At 64.8% G+C, this 15,833-nt stretch carries 14 protein-coding genes; 6 read left to right on the top strand and 8 right to left on the bottom strand.

Going from position 1 to position 15,833, the window contains the following annotated elements:
- Nucleotides 1-37: 37 nt before the first annotated feature.
- Both F562_RS0109750 and F562_RS0109745 read right to left on the bottom strand, forming a co-directional pair.
- Nucleotides 38-1,120 carry an acyl-CoA dehydrogenase family protein gene (locus F562_RS0109750; RefSeq protein ID WP_018156770.1) on the bottom strand — a complete coding sequence of 361 codons (1,083 nt, stop codon included), beginning with the start codon at nucleotides 1,118-1,120 and terminating at the stop codon, nucleotides 38-40.
- Between the two features lie 4 nt (nucleotides 1,121-1,124).
- Nucleotides 1,125-2,300: an acyl-CoA dehydrogenase family protein gene (locus tag F562_RS0109745; RefSeq protein ID WP_018156769.1), complete on the bottom strand. Its 1,176-nt coding sequence runs from the start codon at nucleotides 2,298-2,300 to the stop codon at nucleotides 1,125-1,127.
- A 114-nt stretch (nucleotides 2,301-2,414) separates the two neighbouring features.
- Between F562_RS0109745 and F562_RS20185 the strand changes: the two genes are divergently transcribed.
- Entirely contained in the window at nucleotides 2,415-3,341 is a 927-nt protein-coding gene (locus F562_RS20185) for a universal stress protein (RefSeq protein WP_018156768.1), read from the top strand.
- Nucleotides 3,342-3,348: 7 nt separating this feature from the next.
- On the opposite strand, the gene F562_RS20180 is transcribed toward F562_RS20185, so the two are convergent.
- From F562_RS20180 to F562_RS0109710, 6 genes are all read right to left on the bottom strand, one after another.
- Nucleotides 3,349-4,110 carry a type 1 glutamine amidotransferase gene (locus tag F562_RS20180; protein WP_018156767.1) on the bottom strand — a complete coding sequence of 254 codons (762 nt, stop codon included), beginning with the start codon at nucleotides 4,108-4,110 and terminating at the stop codon, nucleotides 3,349-3,351.
- The gene (locus tag F562_RS0109730; protein WP_018156766.1) at nucleotides 4,094-5,236 is read right to left on the bottom strand and encodes an ABC transporter ATP-binding protein; all 1,143 of its coding nucleotides are present in this window, start codon (nucleotides 5,234-5,236) and stop codon (nucleotides 4,094-4,096) included. The genes F562_RS20180 and F562_RS0109730 overlap by 17 nt, the downstream gene beginning before the upstream one ends.
- Nucleotides 5,233-6,276, bottom strand: a complete 1,044-nt coding sequence (locus tag F562_RS0109725; protein WP_018156765.1) for an ABC transporter ATP-binding protein — start codon at nucleotides 6,274-6,276, stop codon at nucleotides 5,233-5,235. Before F562_RS0109725 ends, F562_RS0109730 begins: the two co-directional genes overlap by 4 nt.
- A 5-nt stretch (nucleotides 6,277-6,281) precedes the next feature.
- The gene (locus tag F562_RS0109720) at nucleotides 6,282-7,289 is read right to left on the bottom strand and encodes an ABC transporter permease (protein WP_018156764.1); all 1,008 of its coding nucleotides are present in this window, start codon (nucleotides 7,287-7,289) and stop codon (nucleotides 6,282-6,284) included.
- Nucleotides 7,290-7,294: 5 nt separating this feature from the next.
- Nucleotides 7,295-8,302 (bottom strand): ABC transporter permease, encoded by a 1,008-nt coding sequence (locus tag F562_RS0109715; protein WP_026181166.1) that lies wholly within the window; start codon nucleotides 8,300-8,302, stop codon nucleotides 7,295-7,297.
- A 101-nt stretch (nucleotides 8,303-8,403) separates the two neighbouring features.
- Nucleotides 8,404-10,074, bottom strand: coding sequence for an ABC transporter substrate-binding protein (locus tag F562_RS0109710; RefSeq protein ID WP_018156762.1), 1,671 nt, complete (start codon nucleotides 10,072-10,074; stop codon nucleotides 8,404-8,406).
- 159 nt (nucleotides 10,075-10,233) lie between these two features.
- Here F562_RS0109710 and F562_RS0109705 point away from each other — a divergent pair, with 159 nt between their 5' ends.
- The 5 genes from F562_RS0109705 to F562_RS0109685 all read left to right on the top strand — a co-directional run bounded on the left by F562_RS0109705 (nucleotide 10,234) and on the right by F562_RS0109685 (nucleotide 15,803).
- Nucleotides 10,234-10,689: a (deoxy)nucleoside triphosphate pyrophosphohydrolase gene (locus F562_RS0109705; protein ID WP_018156761.1), complete on the top strand. Its 456-nt coding sequence runs from the start codon at nucleotides 10,234-10,236 to the stop codon at nucleotides 10,687-10,689.
- A gap of 69 nt (nucleotides 10,690-10,758) precedes the next feature.
- Nucleotides 10,759-12,669 carry a translational GTPase TypA gene (gene typA / locus F562_RS0109700; protein WP_018156760.1) on the top strand — a complete coding sequence of 637 codons (1,911 nt, stop codon included), beginning with the start codon at nucleotides 10,759-10,761 and terminating at the stop codon, nucleotides 12,667-12,669.
- Between the two features lie 22 nt (nucleotides 12,670-12,691).
- Nucleotides 12,692-13,618 carry a PIG-L family deacetylase gene (locus tag F562_RS0109695; RefSeq protein WP_018156759.1) on the top strand — a complete coding sequence of 309 codons (927 nt, stop codon included), beginning with the start codon at nucleotides 12,692-12,694 and terminating at the stop codon, nucleotides 13,616-13,618.
- Nucleotides 13,615-14,103 (top strand): flavin reductase family protein, encoded by a 489-nt coding sequence (locus F562_RS0109690; protein ID WP_026181164.1) that lies wholly within the window; start codon nucleotides 13,615-13,617, stop codon nucleotides 14,101-14,103. Before F562_RS0109695 ends, F562_RS0109690 begins: the two co-directional genes overlap by 4 nt.
- On the top strand, nucleotides 14,100-15,803 hold the full coding sequence (locus F562_RS0109685; RefSeq protein WP_018156757.1) for a VanW family protein: 1,704 nt from the start codon (nucleotides 14,100-14,102) through the stop codon (nucleotides 15,801-15,803). Before F562_RS0109690 ends, F562_RS0109685 begins: the two co-directional genes overlap by 4 nt.
- Nucleotides 15,804-15,833 lie beyond the last annotated feature (30 nt).

Here is a 15,833-nt window from a genome sequence, read left to right as displayed (position 1 = left end):
GAGGCCGGGGGCGTCACGTAGGGGGTGTGCGCGGCGGTCAGGCCAGGAGGTCCACCATGTCGTACTCGCTGACCCCGGCGGCCAGGCCGGCAAGGTGCTGGCGAGTGTCGCCAAAGGTGTGCTCGATGGCAGTGAGGCGGCTGGTCAAGTGGCCCACAGAGTATTCCGCGGTCATCCCGATGCCGCCGTGCAACTGGATCGCTTCCTGCCCGATATGCCGACCGGACTGGCCCACAACGACTTTCGCGCGCGATGCGGTACGCCCGTCGCTGGGGTTTTCGGCCAACGCCATCGCAGCAAACAAGACTGTGCTGCGGGCGAGTTCAAGCGAGGTATACATGTCGGCGGCCCGCTGCGTCAGCGTCTGGAACGTCATCAGCGGCACACCAAACTGCTTGCGCGTCTTGAGGTAGTCCGTCGTCAAGGTGAGGGCCTGTTCCATGGCTCCCAATGCCTCGCCCGTGATGGCCACGACACCGAGGCCAATGGCCGCGACGGTGACCTCTGCGGCCTTGTCGGGGCCCACGAGCTGAGTTGCTGCGGAACCGTCGAGCGTCAGGACGCCCGCCGCAGAGCGCTCGCCGGCTTCGGTGAGGAAAAGCGCAACGCCATCAGGAGTTTGTGCGGGCACGATGACAGCTGTTGCGTCCGACAGGCAGCCGATCGGTCCGACAGCACCGGATAGCGTCCAGTCGTCGCCAGCGGCGGTCGCGGTGGTCGCGGGTTCTAACGGCGACCATCCTCGCCCCGGTTGAGCGAAGCTAGCGAGAATGAGGCTCTCGCCACCGATCAGTTGCTCAAGCATGTCCTGCTGCCCTGCGCTGGCCAGGACCTGGCCGGCGACCAGCGCATCTGCGTACGCCGACTGGAGTCCCGCGCGGCCCAATTCGGTAGCGACCAACGACACCTCAACGTGAGAGGCACCGAAGCCGCCGACCTCCTCGGCAAAGGGGAGTCCTAACGCACCCATCTCGACCAGGGCTGTCCAGGCGGCGCTGTCGTGCGGCGCGGGACCGACCGGTACGTCGCCTCCCTCGCCGTGCTGCGGGGCATGTCGGGTGGCGAGTTCGCGGGTCGCGTTGCGCAGGGCCTTTTGCTCGTCATCAATCGTGAAATCCATGAGTTCAGCCCTTCAATCCGAGGATGCCGGTGGAGATGATCTGGCGCTGGACCTCGTTGGATCCGCCGTAGATCGATGCCTTGCGGAAGTTGAGGTACGTCGCCGTGGCATGCGAAGCCCAGGCGAGCTCGTCCTGGATCGAGGTCCAGGCGAGGCCGCTCGGCCCGGCGATATCGGTGATGAGCTCGAGAACGTCCTGCTGCAACTGAGAGCCGCGAAGCTTCAGAATGGAGCTCGCCGGATCGGGCTTACCGTCGCGGGATCCGCCCGCGACCCGAAGCGCCGTCAGTTCCAGTGCCATGACCTGGCATTCCAACTCGGCGATGCGTGCGGCGAGCAGCGGGTCATCGAGCAGGGTGCCGTGGGCCGTGGTGATCTGCTGTGCGTGTGCCTTTGCGTTGGCGAGCCACCGCTTGATTGAGCCCACCGGCGCCACGCCCACGCGCTCGTTGCCGAGCAGGAACTTGGCGTAGTCCCAACCCTTGTTTTCTTCGCCAACGAGCTGGTCTGCCGGGACGCGGACGTTCTCGAAGAAAACCTCGTTGACTTCGTGTCCACCGTCGATCAACTGGATTGGGCGCAGGCTCACGCCAGGCGCATCCATCTCGATGAGAAGGAAGGAAATGCCCATCTGCTTCTTCGGTGCGTCAGGGTTGGTGCGCACCAGGGCGAAAATCCAGTCGGCGTGCTGCCCCAGGGTGGTCCAGGTCTTTTGACCGTTGACGACATATTCATCGCCCTCGCGTACGGCCGTGGTGCGCAGCGAGGCGAGGTCCGATCCGGCATCCGGCTCGGAGAATCCTTGACACCACCAGATGTCGAGGTTTGCGGTGGCAGGCAGGAAGCGCTTCTTCTGCTCTTCGGACCCGAAGGTCGCGATGACCGGGCCGACCATGCTGGCGTTAAAGGCCAGGGGTGGGGGGACCGAGGCGGCCTGCATCTCGGTGAGCCAGATGTGACGCTGAAGCGTGGACCAGTCCCGGCCGCCGTACTCGGTCGGCCAGCCGGTGACCGCCAAGCCCGCCTCATTCAGGAGGCGCTGCGCCGCTCTGATGTCGTCAGCGGCGGGCTCGCCCCCACCTGCCCAGCGATCACGCAGGTCTTGGGGAACTTTGGTGGTGAAGAAGTCGCGCATCTCCTGTTGGAAGGCGGCGTCCTCTTCGCTGAGCTTGCGATGCATGCGCATCCTCCTCGATGGGTGGCCAGATGACCCATGCTAAGCGCTTGCTTAGTTGGCTGCCAGGGGTTGGGGTGAAGTCATTCCGCATGTCGGTGACTCGTGCCACCATGGGATATGGCTGATATAGCGGGCAGTGGTGCAGAAAGTGGCGGTCAGGTCGACCCGGAGGGCAGTGCGCCCGAGGGGGCGATCGTCGCGGCGATCGATGGTCAAGACCATGACGCGCACGTGGTGGCGTGGGCTGCGGATGAGGCGGTACGCCAGGGGCGACCTCTGCATATCCAGGAAGTCATCGATCTGGGCATCAGTCTGATGGCAGGGGAGGGCTACCTCCCAATGTCCGCATTGCCAGCGGACTCCGTTGATGGGGAGCATTCCGCGCTTCGGGCCGCGACTGAGATTGCTGCGGCGCGTGCGCCGGACGTCCCGGTCACCATCGCTTCGACGCCAGGCTCGGTCACAGGAGTCCTGGTCGCCCTGAGTGGGCACGCACACACGATGGTTCTTGGGGGCGGTGGCGCGCCCGGCGCGCCCTTCATCGGGTCAACGGCTCTGTCCGTCGCTGCCCATGCGAAATGCCCCACGGTGGTGATCCCCGATGTTGCGCCGAGTCCGACGGGAACCGTCGTGGTCGGGGTCGATGGCAGTGCCGCGTCCCGCGCGGCGGCTGCCTATGCCGTCGCGTTCGCAGAGAAAACTCATTCGACGGTGCGCTGTCTGATCAGTTGGTCGGTCGAGGTCGTTGATGGTGCCGTCGTCACTCAACCGGACACCCCAGAATGGCGAGTGGTCGAAGAGCGGCACCGAGCAGTCGTCGAGGACACCCTGGCGCAGGTGCGTACGCGCCACCCCGCGGTCGAGATCGACACAGTGATTTACCGCGGCGCCGCATCCAGCCTTCTGGTGCACGAAGCGAGAGAGGCTCAGTTGCTTGTGATCGGTAGCCGCGGGCGGGGCGGGTTCCTCGGGATGCTCCTGGGTTCGACCACGAAGCGCGTGCTCAAAGAGGCCACGTGCCCGGTGGCAGTGGTGCGCATCTGACCGGGGGTCAGTGGGGCGAGCGTGTGACCTCGAGGAATCGCTGCGCAATGAGGTCGTTGACTGCGCGCAGGTCATCCTGGTGCTCGCGCACCTCGGCTGCCGCCGCACGTGCCACCGCCGTTGGTTCGGGCTTGTCAACGGTCCATTGGTCGAAGATGTGCGGCCCCGCCTCGGGGTGAAATTGCAATCCCCAAGCGCGGGGAGCAAACCGCACAGCCTGCGGTGACCCATCGGGTGCCATCGCGAGTGTTGTTGCGCTTGAAGGGAGTTCGGCCGCGATGTCTGAGTTGTACTGGATGACGTGGCTCCCCTGAAGACCACGAATAAGTTGGTCGTCGGCACCGTCGGACGTGAGGTCGACTGGAATCCGCCCGGCGGCTGTCCCTGCAGGGTTACGCACCGCGACTCCACCGGTAGCCACGGTGAGGAGTTGATGGCCAAGGCACACGGCAAGCGTTGGAACGTCGTGCGAAATCGCCTGGCGCAGAAGCTCTTTCGTGGGAGTAAGCCACGGGGAGGTCGCGTCGCTATTGGCGCCCATCTCGCCGCCCAGCACGATGAGCGCGCTGAAATCCGTCAGGTCGGCAGGTAGTCGGTGAGTTGGATCATCGAGATGTTGGTACGGCATGCGTACGTCCATCGCCTGCCCGTCGGCGGCCCAGGCCTCGCCGAGCCAGCCGACGGGAGCGTCATCCTCATGTTGGATGACCAGGAACGGACGAGCATCGCGTGCGGGTTCAGGCCGGGTGCCCTCAGAACGCTCTGTCATCGACCTGGACCTCGACCGGGTCACTGTCGGGTGTCACGATCTCGGGCCGCACCTCGTGGCGTTGCAGTTCACCGGTGAAGATCTGCTCGGCGAAATGGCATGCGACACGGTGCGATTCGGAAACACCCTCGACCTGGACGGTGCGCAACTCGGGTCGCTCGGTGTCGCACCGGGTTTCCTGGCGCCATGGGCAGCGGGTGTGGAACCGGCATCCGGATGGGGGATTGGACGGGCTGGGGAGGTCGCCCTGCAACAGGATGTGCTCACGTTGATCTTCGGCCACCGGGTCCGGCACTGGCACCGCCGACATGAGCGCGCGAGTGTAGGGATGCAGCGGGGTGGCGTACAGACTGTCCGCGTCGGCTTCTTCAGCCAAGGACCCGAGGTACATCACGCCGACCACATCGCTGATATGGCGCACCACCGCCAGGTCGTGCGCGACGACCAGGTAGGTCAGACCGAACTCTTCCTGGAGTGAGTCCAGCAGATTGATCACCTGCGCCTGTACCGAGACATCCAACGCGCTCACCGGTTCGTCGGCCACGATCAGCTTGGGATTAACCGAGAGTGCGCGCGCGATACCGATGCGCTGGCGTTGCCCGCCTGAGAACTCGTGCGGGTATTTTTTCAGTGCCTGTGGTGGTAGGCCGACGGCCTTGAGCAATTCGCGCAGTCGCGTATCGGCCGCGGCTCGGTCCTTGGTGAGACCGTGAGCCTGCATGCCTTCCAGCAGAAGGGATTCCACCGTCTGGCGTGGGTCCAGGCTGGACAGCGGATCCTGGAAGATCATCTGCATGTCCTGGCGGCGCTGCCGAAGGTCCTCGCCCTTGAGTGCGGCGACGTCGGTGCCGTCGAAGAGCACTTCGCCGGCGGTGGGCTCCCCCAGACGAAGCAATGCTCGGCCGAGTGTTGATTTGCCGCAGCCGGATTCGCCGACCAGGCCGTACGTTTCACCCCGGCGAATCTTCAAGTCAATGCCGTCAACGGCGTAGACGTATCCGATGGTCTTGTCGAAGATGACGCCTCGTTTAATCGGGAAGTGGACTTTCACTCCGCGAGCATCGAGCAGGACGTCATCGCTCGGCGGAGTCTGTCCCGGGCGGTCCGCATCGGTGGCGACGGTCATGACGCGTCTTCCTTCGCAGTCAGGGGGTGGTGGCATCGCAGGAGTCGCGGTCCCTCGAGTCCGCCGGGTAGGTCATCGAGGTCGGGCGAGGACTGGCGGCATTGGTCAACGGGTTGGGAGCAGCGCGGCGCGAAGGCACAGGCGTGATCCCAGGGAAGGTTGTCGGCAACCGACCCGGGGATCGGATTAAGTGGCTCGTGGCGCGATGCGTCCAACCGGGGGATAGACCCCAGCAGGCCGCCGGTGTATGGGTGGCGCGGCGTAGCGAACAGGTCGTGCCGAGAGGCGCGCTCCACGATACGGCCGCCGTAGAGCACGTTGACCTCGTCGCACAGCCCGGCGACGACTCCCAGGTCGTGCGTAATCATGACCAGTGCCGTGTCCGAGCCTTGCACCAGTTCACGGAGCAGCGACAGGATCTGCGCCTGGATCGTCACGTCCAGGGCCGTCGTCGGCTCGTCGGCGATCAGTAGGCGCGGCTTGCAGGCCAGCGCCATCGCGATGAGCGCGCGCTGCCGCATACCGCCCGAGAGTTGGTGCGGGTATTCCTTGAGGCGTCGATTCGGGTCGGGAATGCCGACCCGGTCGAGGAGCTCACGTGCCTCAGGTATGGCCTGCTTGCGCTTCTTGCCTTGGTGGCGCTCGATCACCTCGGTGACCTGGAGGCCGATCGGGACGACCGGGTTCAGCGAAGACAATGGGTCCTGAAAGATCATCGCCAGGTCGCGGCCGCGCCGATTGCGCCGCTCTTTGTCCGACAAGGTCAGCAGGTCGGTGCCCTCGTAGTGCACCTCGCCGGTGATCTGGTTGCCGCGCGATGGCAACAAGCCCATGATCGCCATGGACGTGACCGACTTGCCGCAGCCTGACTCGCCGACGAGGCCGACGGTCTGGCCGGGGCGCACATCGAACGAGACGCGGTCGACCGCCGTAAACGGCTCCTCGCCTCGGCGCTGAAACACGACCGACAAGTCGCGGACCGACAGCAGCGCGTCCGATGCGCGCCCTTCGTGGTGTACCTCTGAACTGGTCGCAGTCATCGACCTCACCTCCTGCTCTTGGGATCGAGTGCCTCGCGCAGGGATTCACCCATCAAGGTGAATCCGAGAGCGGTGATGATGATGCACACCGCCGGATAGATGGCCAGTTGTGGGAACTGTTCGAACAGATCCTGGCTCTTGCCGAGCATCTGACCCCATTCGGGAGCGTCATCGCTGGCTGGCCCCAGGCCGAGGAAGGTCAGCCCGGCGGCGTCGATGATCGAGGACGCCATCACCAGCGTCGCCTGCACCAGCACTGGCGCCAGCGAGTTTGGCAGCATATGCCGCCGGATGATGGCGCCACGTTTAACGCCGAGAGCCTCCGCGGCCAACACATGGTCGCTGTGCCGTTGGGCCATCATCGAACCGCGCAACAGTCGGGCGAAAATCGGGACCTGCACGATGCCGATCGCAACGATGAGCGACCACTGGGACGGACTCCCGAAGAGCGTCGCCACGGTGATCGCCAGCAAGATCGAGGGCACCGACAGCATGAGATCGACCAAGCGCATGACGATCGAGTCAACCCAACCACCGAAGGCGCCCGCGAGGGTGCCGAGGACAAGCCCGCCGAAGAACCCGCAGAGGGTGGCGAAGAATCCGATCTGCAAGGTCTGGCGGCTGCCCCAGATGAGACGCGATAGCAGGTCGCGGCCAAGGGTCCCATCGGCGCCCAGGGGATAGCCGGGCTCGGGTCCAGGCACCGGATTAGTGGTCGGCGAGACCTTCTTGATGAGGTCCTGTGCTGTCGGGTCGTGCGGCGCCAGCCACGGGGCGAGGATGGCGACCACGATCACAAGCAAAGTCAGGAACGCGCCGAAGAGGAAGGCGGGGTTACGCCGAAGGCGATTCCAGGCACTGGCCAGAAGACTGGTGCCTTCGCCGCCAGCGACGGTTCCGGCCTCCCGCACCGAGGGCTCGCCCGTGGCCGCCGCCAGGTCATCGATGCGCTGCTTCTTGCGGGTCATGGGATTTCGGGTCATGGGCTTGCGGTTCTTGTCATTCGGGCTCATCGGGCTCACCTCGTCCGAACGCGCGGGTCGATGACGGCGTAGGCAATATCGACGAGCAGGTTGATGAAGACGTACCCGGCCGCGGCCATCAGGATGAAGACCTGGATGACGGCGTAGTCCTTGAGTCTGAGGGCGCTGGCTAGGGATTCGCCGACACCGCCCCAGACAAACACGGTCTCGGTCAGCACCGCGCCCGTGAGCAGGGCGCCGACTTGCAGTCCCAAGGTGGTCACGACGGGCAACAACGCATTGCGCAAGACGTGCCGCCACCGGATCGTGCCAACCGTGAGGCCTTTCGCTTCGGCGGTGCGCACATAGTCCTCATTGACGACGTCGAGCACCGAAGCGCGCGTGATGCGAACGATCACGGCAAAGGGGATGGTCGCCAGTGCGATCGACGGCAGGATCAAGTGCTTGAACGCATTCCAGGCGGCGTCCCACTCCTGGGTGATGATCCCGTCGAGGACGAAGAAGCCGGTGACGCGTGTCGCGTCGATGCTGTCCTGGCGGCCCTGGAGCGGCAGGATGTGGAGTTTGATGGCGAAGTAGTACTTCAGGGCGAACGCCAGGAAGAAGACCGGCACCGCGATACCGATCAGCGTTGAGGTGACGGTGAGGTTGTCGAGGATCCCGCCACGCTTCTTTGCTGCCAAGTAGCCCAGAGGTATGCCGATCAGCAGCGCCAACAGGATCGCGCCGATCGACAACTCGATGGTCGCGGGCAGGCGACGGAGGAAAATCTCCATCGCGTCGGTGCCGGGAAGCACACCAGTTGAGGTGCCAAACCGCCCGTGGAGGGCGTTGTTGAGGAAGGTGAAGTACTGCTCCCAGACCGGTCGGTCGATGCCGAGTTGCTTGGCCAAGGCCGCCTTCTGCTCGGCCGTGCAACGCTCGCCACAAATGGCGTCAACGGGGCCGCCGGGCAGGCGACGGACCCATGCGAACAACAGGATTGAAAGAACGAAGAGCACACCGACCATTTGCAAAAGTCGGCGCACGATAAATCTCAGCACGTCAGCCTCCGGGGTAAGAGGAGTGGGTCAAGTTCGGGCAGAACCGGTGAGCACGGCAGTGGCCGCCGCGACAGGTGTCGCAGACGGCCACTGCGTAGGGCTCACTTCTCGATGACTGCCGTCGAGAAGTCCTCGGAGGTGAGCGGGCTGGGCACAACTCCGGTGACGGCCTTGGTGAAGACGATGGCCGGCGGGCTGTGCGAGATCGGGACCCCGGGCATGTACTTCGACATCAAGTCGCCACCGAGCTTCTTGTAGGCCGCGGTGCGCTGGCCCTTGTCGACGATGCCGTCAGCGTCGCCGATTCGCTTCACCATCTCCGCGCCGTTGGGCAGCGCCAGTGGCTGGAATCCGCCGGCTGGTGACCCGAAGAAGTTCGCGATGAAGTTGTCAGGAGTGTTGTAGTCACCCGTCCAGCCGAGGAAGAACGCTTCGGCCTGGCCGTTGTCGGTGCTGGTGATGTATCCGCCGTTCCACGGCTTGGTCACCGGCTCGACCTTGACACCGATCTTTTCCCAGTCAGACTTCACTGCCTGGAAAACCTTCTGGGGGTCCGGCATGTATGGACGGCTCACCTCAGAGGGGTACCAGAGCTTGATCTTCAGGCCCGCCTTGCCGGCTTCCTTGAGCAGAGCCTTGGCCTTGGTCGGGTTGTAGTCGTACTTCGTGGCGTCCTTGTTGTAGCCGTCCACCGTGTCGGGGTACCACTGGTTTGCTACCTCGGCGCCCTCGGGAAGCTGGGTCTTGACGAACTGTGCCCGGTTGATGCCGTAGGCGAGCGCCTGCCGCACCTTGAGGTCCTTCAGGTCCGGGTTCACCTTGGCGTTGAACCCGAGGTAGAGGATGTTGAACGGGTCGCGGATCTCCAGGTTGAATTTCTTCTTCAACTGGGGCCAGTCGACCGGGTTGGGCAGGTCGTAGCCGTCGATGGTGCCCGCCTGTAGAGCCTGCTTGCGCGAGGTCTCGTTGGGGATGATCTTGAAGACGAGTTTGGCGATCTTGGCTTTGTCTCCGTAGTAGTCCTCGTTGCGGACCAGCGTGACGGTCTTGTTCGCCTCGTCATAGGAGTCGAACTTGAAGGGGCCGGTGCCGGTGACGTGCTTGTTGGCGTAGTCGGAGTAGGTGAATCCGTCGCCCTGGGCCTTGATGTCGTTGGCTTTGTACTTGTCCATCGCGGTGGGGCTCTGCATCGAGAACGATGGGAGTCCCAGGAGAGCCGGGAACCGCGAGGTGGAGCGGAGCAGCTTGATCTCGACCTGGTTGGCCGACTTCGCCGTGCAGCCCTGGTAGAGAGCGGATTTGGCGTCCTTGGACTTGTAGCCACCCATGTTGTCGACCCAGTAGTTGCTCGCGGTCTGGCCGGCGGCGTTCTGGTCAAACATGCGCTCGAAGTTCTTGCATACGGCGTCGGCGTCGAACTTGGTGCCGTCGGAGAACTTCACGCCCTCCCGCAGGTCGAAGACCCACGTCTTGCCGTCCTTGCTCGGCGTCCACTTGGTCGCGAGCTCAGGTGCGAGGTCAGGGGTGCCGGGCTTGAACCCGACGAGGCCTTCGGTGATCTGCCGGGTGATGCGGAAGGTCTCACCGTCGCTGGCATAGAACGGGTCGAAGGTGGCCGGTGCGCCAGCCGCTCCGAAGGTCAAGGTGCCGCCGCCACCTCCCTTGTCGCCGCTTCCTTTTGATTCAGAGTCGCGATCCGACGAGGCGCAAGATGCGAGCGTCAAAGCGACCGCACTGGCCGCGGCGACGGCCGCTGCTCGGCGATTAACCATGGGAACCTCTCAAGTGTGGACGGGGACGTGAGCCTGTGGTGACATGACTCACATCAGTCGTGCGTGACCGCGAGACTACCCAGGCCCATACCGGTTGGTGGTCCGAATAGCCAGGGTGTGTCCTACTCGACACCAAAGAGGGCCCCGTACGCTGCCCCAATGTCTGATCTTCACGGGGTACGTCGGCTGGTCGTGGGTGCCGCGCTCGTGGATGACCTCGCGGCACCGACTCGACTCCTGGCGGCGCGCCGTACGGAGCCCTCGCGGCTGGCGGGCGGGTGGGAGTTGCCCGGCGGCAAGGTGGAGGCTGGCGAAGACTGCATTACCGCACTCCACCGCGAGATTCTCGAAGAACTCGGGGTGCGCATCGAGCTTGGAGACCCGATCACGGGTCCGCTGACCGACGGCGATCAGGCAGGTGCCTGGCCACTGGGCGACGCGTACGCGCTGCACGCCTGGTGGGCGACGCCCACCGATGGCGAACCTCGGCCGCTGGAGGATCACGACGAACTGCGGTGGCTGAGCCGCGCCGCGGTGTATGACGTCGCCTGGCTGCGGGATGATTTACCGGTCGTGCGGGCCATCGAGCCGCGCCTGATTCTCCCTCAACGCTGACGCTTGCCTGGCCGGCGTCCGGGGCCGCGTCGGGGCCACGGTTCGGAGTCTCGGCGAAATCCTGAGACAATGCCCGTCGTGCCTACTCAGACCAGGAGCGACGTCCGTAACGTCGCGATCGTTGCCCACGTCGACCACGGAAAGACGACCCTCGTCGACAAGATGCTCTGGCAGACAGGGACCTTCAAGGAACGCGACACCGTGGAGACCACGGGGGAGCGCGTCATGGACTCTGGCGACCTGGAGCGCGAGAAGGGCATCACCATCCTCGCCAAGAACACCGCGATCCACTATGGCGGCGCGGCGGCGCAGGAGGCTGGTGAGGCCGACGGCATCACCATCAACATCATCGACACCCCAGGGCACGCCGACTTCGGTGGCGAGGTCGAGCGTGGCCTGTCCATGGTTGACGGTGTCGTCCTGCTGGTCGATGCCTCCGAGGGCCCGTTGCCTCAGACCCGCTTCGTGCTGCGCAAGGCGCTCACCGCGCACATGCCGGTCATCCTGTGCATCAACAAGGTCGACCGGCCCGACTCGCGCATCAAAGAGGTCGAGGACGAGACCTACGAACTCTTCCTCGACCTGCTCGATGACGCTGACGGCCAGGCCGACCAGCTCGACTTCCCGATCGTGTATGCCTCCGCCAAGGCAGGCGCCGCAAGCACCAGCCGTCCCGACGACGGCGGACTGCCGGATAACGCGGACCTTGAGCCGCTGTTCAAGACGATCCTGGAGACCATCCCGGCGCCGACGTACGACGATGAGGCGCCGCTACAGGCCCACGTCACCAACTTGGACTCCTCCAACTTCCTCGGCCGGTTGGCGCTGCTGCGGGTTCGCAATGGCACCATCCGCAAGGGCCAGCAGGTGGCCTGGTGCCGGGCCGATCAGACGACGCAGAACGTCAAGATCACCGAATTGTTGATGACCGAGGGACTGGAGCGTAAGCCCGCCGAACAGGCCGGACCTGGCGACATCATCGCCGTCGCGGGTATCCCGGAAATCACCATCGGTGAGACCCTCGCCGACGCAGACGACCCGCGTCCGCTGCCGTTGATCACGGTTGATGAGCCCGCGATCTCTATGACGATCGGCACCAACACCTCGCCCATGGTCGGCAAGGTGCGCGGCTCCAAGGTGACCGCCCGCATGGTCAAGGACCGCCTCGACAAGGAACTGGTCGGCAACGTGTCGCTGCGTGTCCTGGCGACCGAGCGTCCCGACGCCTGGGAGGTCCAGGGCCGTGGCGAGCTGGCGTTGGCGATCCTGGTCGAGCAGATGCGACGCGAGGGCTACGAGCTCACCGTCGGTAAGCCCCAGGTCGTCACCCGCGATGTCAACGGCAAGGTCCACGAGCCCGTTGAGGCACTCACCATTGACACACCTGAGGAACACCTCGGCGCGATCACCCAAATCCTGGCTTCGCGCAAGGGCCGGATGGAACAGATGACCAACCACGGCACCGGGTGGATCCGGATGGAGTTCAAGGTGCCCGCGCGTGGGCTCATCGGGTTCCGGACCCAGTTCTTGACCGAGACCCGCGGCACCGGCATCGCCCACCACGTCTTTGACGGCTACGAGCCGTGGTTCGGCCCGATCGTCACCCGGATGTCCGGCTCGCTGGTCGCCGACCGTACCGGTCCCGTGACGGCGTACGCCATGGTCAACCTGCAGGAGCGCGGCGTGCTCTTCATCGACCCGGGAACCGAGGTCTACGAAGGCATGATCGTCGGAGAGAACAGCCGGGCCGACGACATGGACGTCAACATCACCAAGGAAAAGAAGCTCACCAACGTGCGGGCCTCTAGCGCGGACAACTTCGAGAAGATCTTCCCGCCGCGCAAGCTGTCGCTGGAGCAGAGCCTGGAGTTCTGCCGCGAGGACGAGTGCGTCGAGGTGACACCGGAGACGGTGCGCATCCGCAAGGTCGTGCTCGAGGCCAACGCACGCGCCCGGGCAGCGGCGCGCGCCCGACGCTGACCGACCGCCCCTCGGTGAGACCATGGCGGCGGTTCACGGAGAGGACATACCGTTGCGGCTCTTACTGATTCACGCCCACCCCGACGACGAGTCGCTCGCGACTGGCGTGACGATGGCCCACCACGTCGAGCGCGGCGATGAAGTGCACGTGCTCACCTGCACTCTGGGGCAGGAGGGCGAGGTCATCCCGACCGAGCTGAAGCATCTGGAGCTTCCGGTGGGTCAGCCGCGCGACCCGGACGCACCCGACCCGCTGGGCGAGGTGCGCCGGGCCGAGTTGGCGGCGGCTATGACCGCGATGGGAGTGGCCTCTCATCGAGTGCTGGGCGAGGACGGCGGGCCGTGGTGGCGCGACTCCGGCATGGTCGGTACGCCCTCGGCGGCGCATCCGCGCGCGTTTGCCGGGGCAGACGTGGAGGCCGTCGGCGCGCAGGTGCGGAGTTTGATCGACGAACTCGCGCCGGATGCCGTGGTGACCTATGACCTCCACGGCGGCTACGGGCATCCCGACCACATCCAGACCCATCGGGTCACGCTGGCGGCGATTCGTGGGATGGCGGTTGAGCGACGGCCACAGGTCTTCGGTGTCGTGACTCCGACGTCGTGGTACGAGCAGGACCTTGCCTGGCTGCGTCGTGAACTGACGCCGCAGCGCTGTGCTGAGTGGGGCGTACACCTCCCGCCGGAGGACGACACACACCAACTGTCTGTCGTCCCGGACGAGGCGGTCTCCCACGCCACGGTCGCCCCAGATGCGGTGCCCCGGCAGCGCGCTGCGATTGCCGAACACCGAACCCAAGTACGGCTCATCCCGGGTGCCTTCGTGCTCTCCAACGACCTCCCGACCCGGACGGCCGGGCGCGAGGCATACCAATTGCTCGACCCTGACTCGGGCCGACCACAGCCCGTGACCGGGCCGATCACCGACCTATGGGGTGCCCGCGAATGAGCGTTGACGAAGACCTTTACCGGAGGGCGATGGGTCGCTTCGCGACAGGCGTCACAGTGGTGAGCACCCGCGCTGGGGAGCACGACCACGCCATGACCGCCAGCGCGATCTGCTCGGTATCCCTCGAGCCGATCCTGTTGTTGGTGTCGGTCGAGCAAGAAGCCAGGTTCCATGACGCGGTGGTCGACGCGGGAGTGTTCGGGGTGAGTGTGCTGGACGCCGACCAGCGGGCTACCGCCGAATGGCTCGCGACGCGGGGCCGTCCGTTGCATGGCCAGCTCGATCGAATCCCGCACGTTGCCGGTGAGGCCACCGGGGTGCCCCTGATCGAGGGCAGCCTGGCGACCTTTGAGTTGGAGACCACCGCCATTCACCCCGCAGGGGATCACTCTCTGGTGGTCGGGCACGTACGCTCGGTGACGATGAACGAACGCCCTGGACAGGCGTTGCTGTACTACCGAGGACGATTTGGGGCGGTCAAGTGACACATCAGGGTGGGACGCGCGGACGTTGGTTGGCCGTATTGATCGGTACGCCACTCGTGCTGCTTGCTGGCGCCTACCTCGGGTTATGGCTCTGGCAGGGGGACCGGGTCGCAACCGGGACATCTGTCGCCGGAGTAGAGATGGGCGGGATGACCAAGGAGGGTGCTGAGGAAAAGTTGGGCACGTACGCGAAGGAGGCCGGTGCCCGGCCCGTCACCATCCAGGTCGGTGACGAGGGGAGCGCGAAGATCGTTCCGAACGCATCGGGACTCGCCCTCGATGTGGACGCTTCGCTGAAAGGCGTGGGCGGTTCGACGGCGAATCCCATGACCCTGTTGAGTCGCGCCTTTGGCGGCGAAGATCGCGAAGGGGTCATCGCGACCGACAAGACCAAGCTCGCCGACGCCATCCAGCGCGCGTCCAACAGCAAACTGAGGACGGGCACCAAGGACGGCTCGGTCACCTTCGAGGACGGCTCAGTTCAAGTCGTACGCTCCACTCCCGGTCAAGGTGTCAATGCTGACCGGGTCGCCGCGGAGGTCAGCAAAGATTGGCCAGCCAAGAGCACGTACACCGCGGAAGTGGCCGAGCGTAAGCCGCGCTTGAGCAACGCCGAGATCGACCGTTTCGTCAAAGACTTCGCAAGTCCAGCAGTGTCTGGGCCGCTCACGGTGGTCCGGGGCGCAGAGACCACGAAGCTCTCGCCGGACCAGATCGGCGACCTGATCACCGTGAAGCAGTCTGGCTCCAAACTGAGCGCCAAGGTCGATGGCAAGGACGCCGCGAAGGTGCTGCGCGAAGCCGAGCCGAGTCTCGAAGTGCTGGCGAGGAACGCCAAGGTGACGATCTCGGGGAAGACCGCGAAGCCAGTCGCTGGCAAGGACGGCATTGAGCTTGACGAAGCAAAGCTCGGCGCGGCGATGACCTCCTCGCTGACCTCGGACTCTCGCCGGCTGACGGTTCCGACCAAGGTCGCCAAGCCGGAGGTGTCCAACGAAGACCTCAAGGGTGTGGAGACGGGGAAGACCATCACCGAGTACCGCTCGAAGTTCCCTGGCGGCGCGAGCAACAAGGTTCGTACCCAAAACATGAAGGTGGCGCTGGCCGCCATCAACGGCACCGTCGTTCCGGCCGGCAAGCAGTTCAGTTTGATCCAGACTCTCGGCGGCGACCTGACTCCGGAGAAGGGCTACGGCGCGGCACCCACCATTCAGGGTGGCAAGGAGCGTGCGGCGCAAGGCGGCGGTGTGTCACAGGTGTCGACGGCGATGTATAACGCAGCCTTTTTTGCTGGCGTGCAACTTGACGAGCACAAATCACACTCCTTCTGGATTGAGCGTTATCCCGCGGGGCGGGAAGCGACGATTTGGGTACCGCACATCGACAACACGTGGACCAACGACACGGGCAAGCCCATTGTGGTGTTGGGCAAAATTGAGGGCGACGAGGTCGTCGTGACCTTTCTCGGTCACCGTAAGTACGAAGTCGAGACGACCAGTAGCGACAAATACAACATTCGGCAGCCGGAGACCGTCGAGGACGATCACGCCGGTTGTCTCCCTGTCCCGACCAATATCGGCTTCGACATCGACGTGACCCGCACCCTGAAGCAAGGCGGGAAGGTCGTCAAGACCGAGAAGGACACGACGTCCTATCAGGCGGCCAACCGAGTGCGGTGCACCAACCCCTCGGCGGGATGAGGTGGTAGCGATGTCACCGACTGCGCGAAA

The organism is Demetria terragena DSM 11295, from assembly GCF_000376825.1.
GTDB classification, from domain to species: Bacteria; Actinomycetota; Actinomycetes; order Actinomycetales; family Dermatophilaceae; genus Demetria; species Demetria terragena.
The sequence above is the reverse complement of the archived record's forward strand: the minus strand, read 5'-3'. Positions and strand labels throughout refer to the sequence as shown.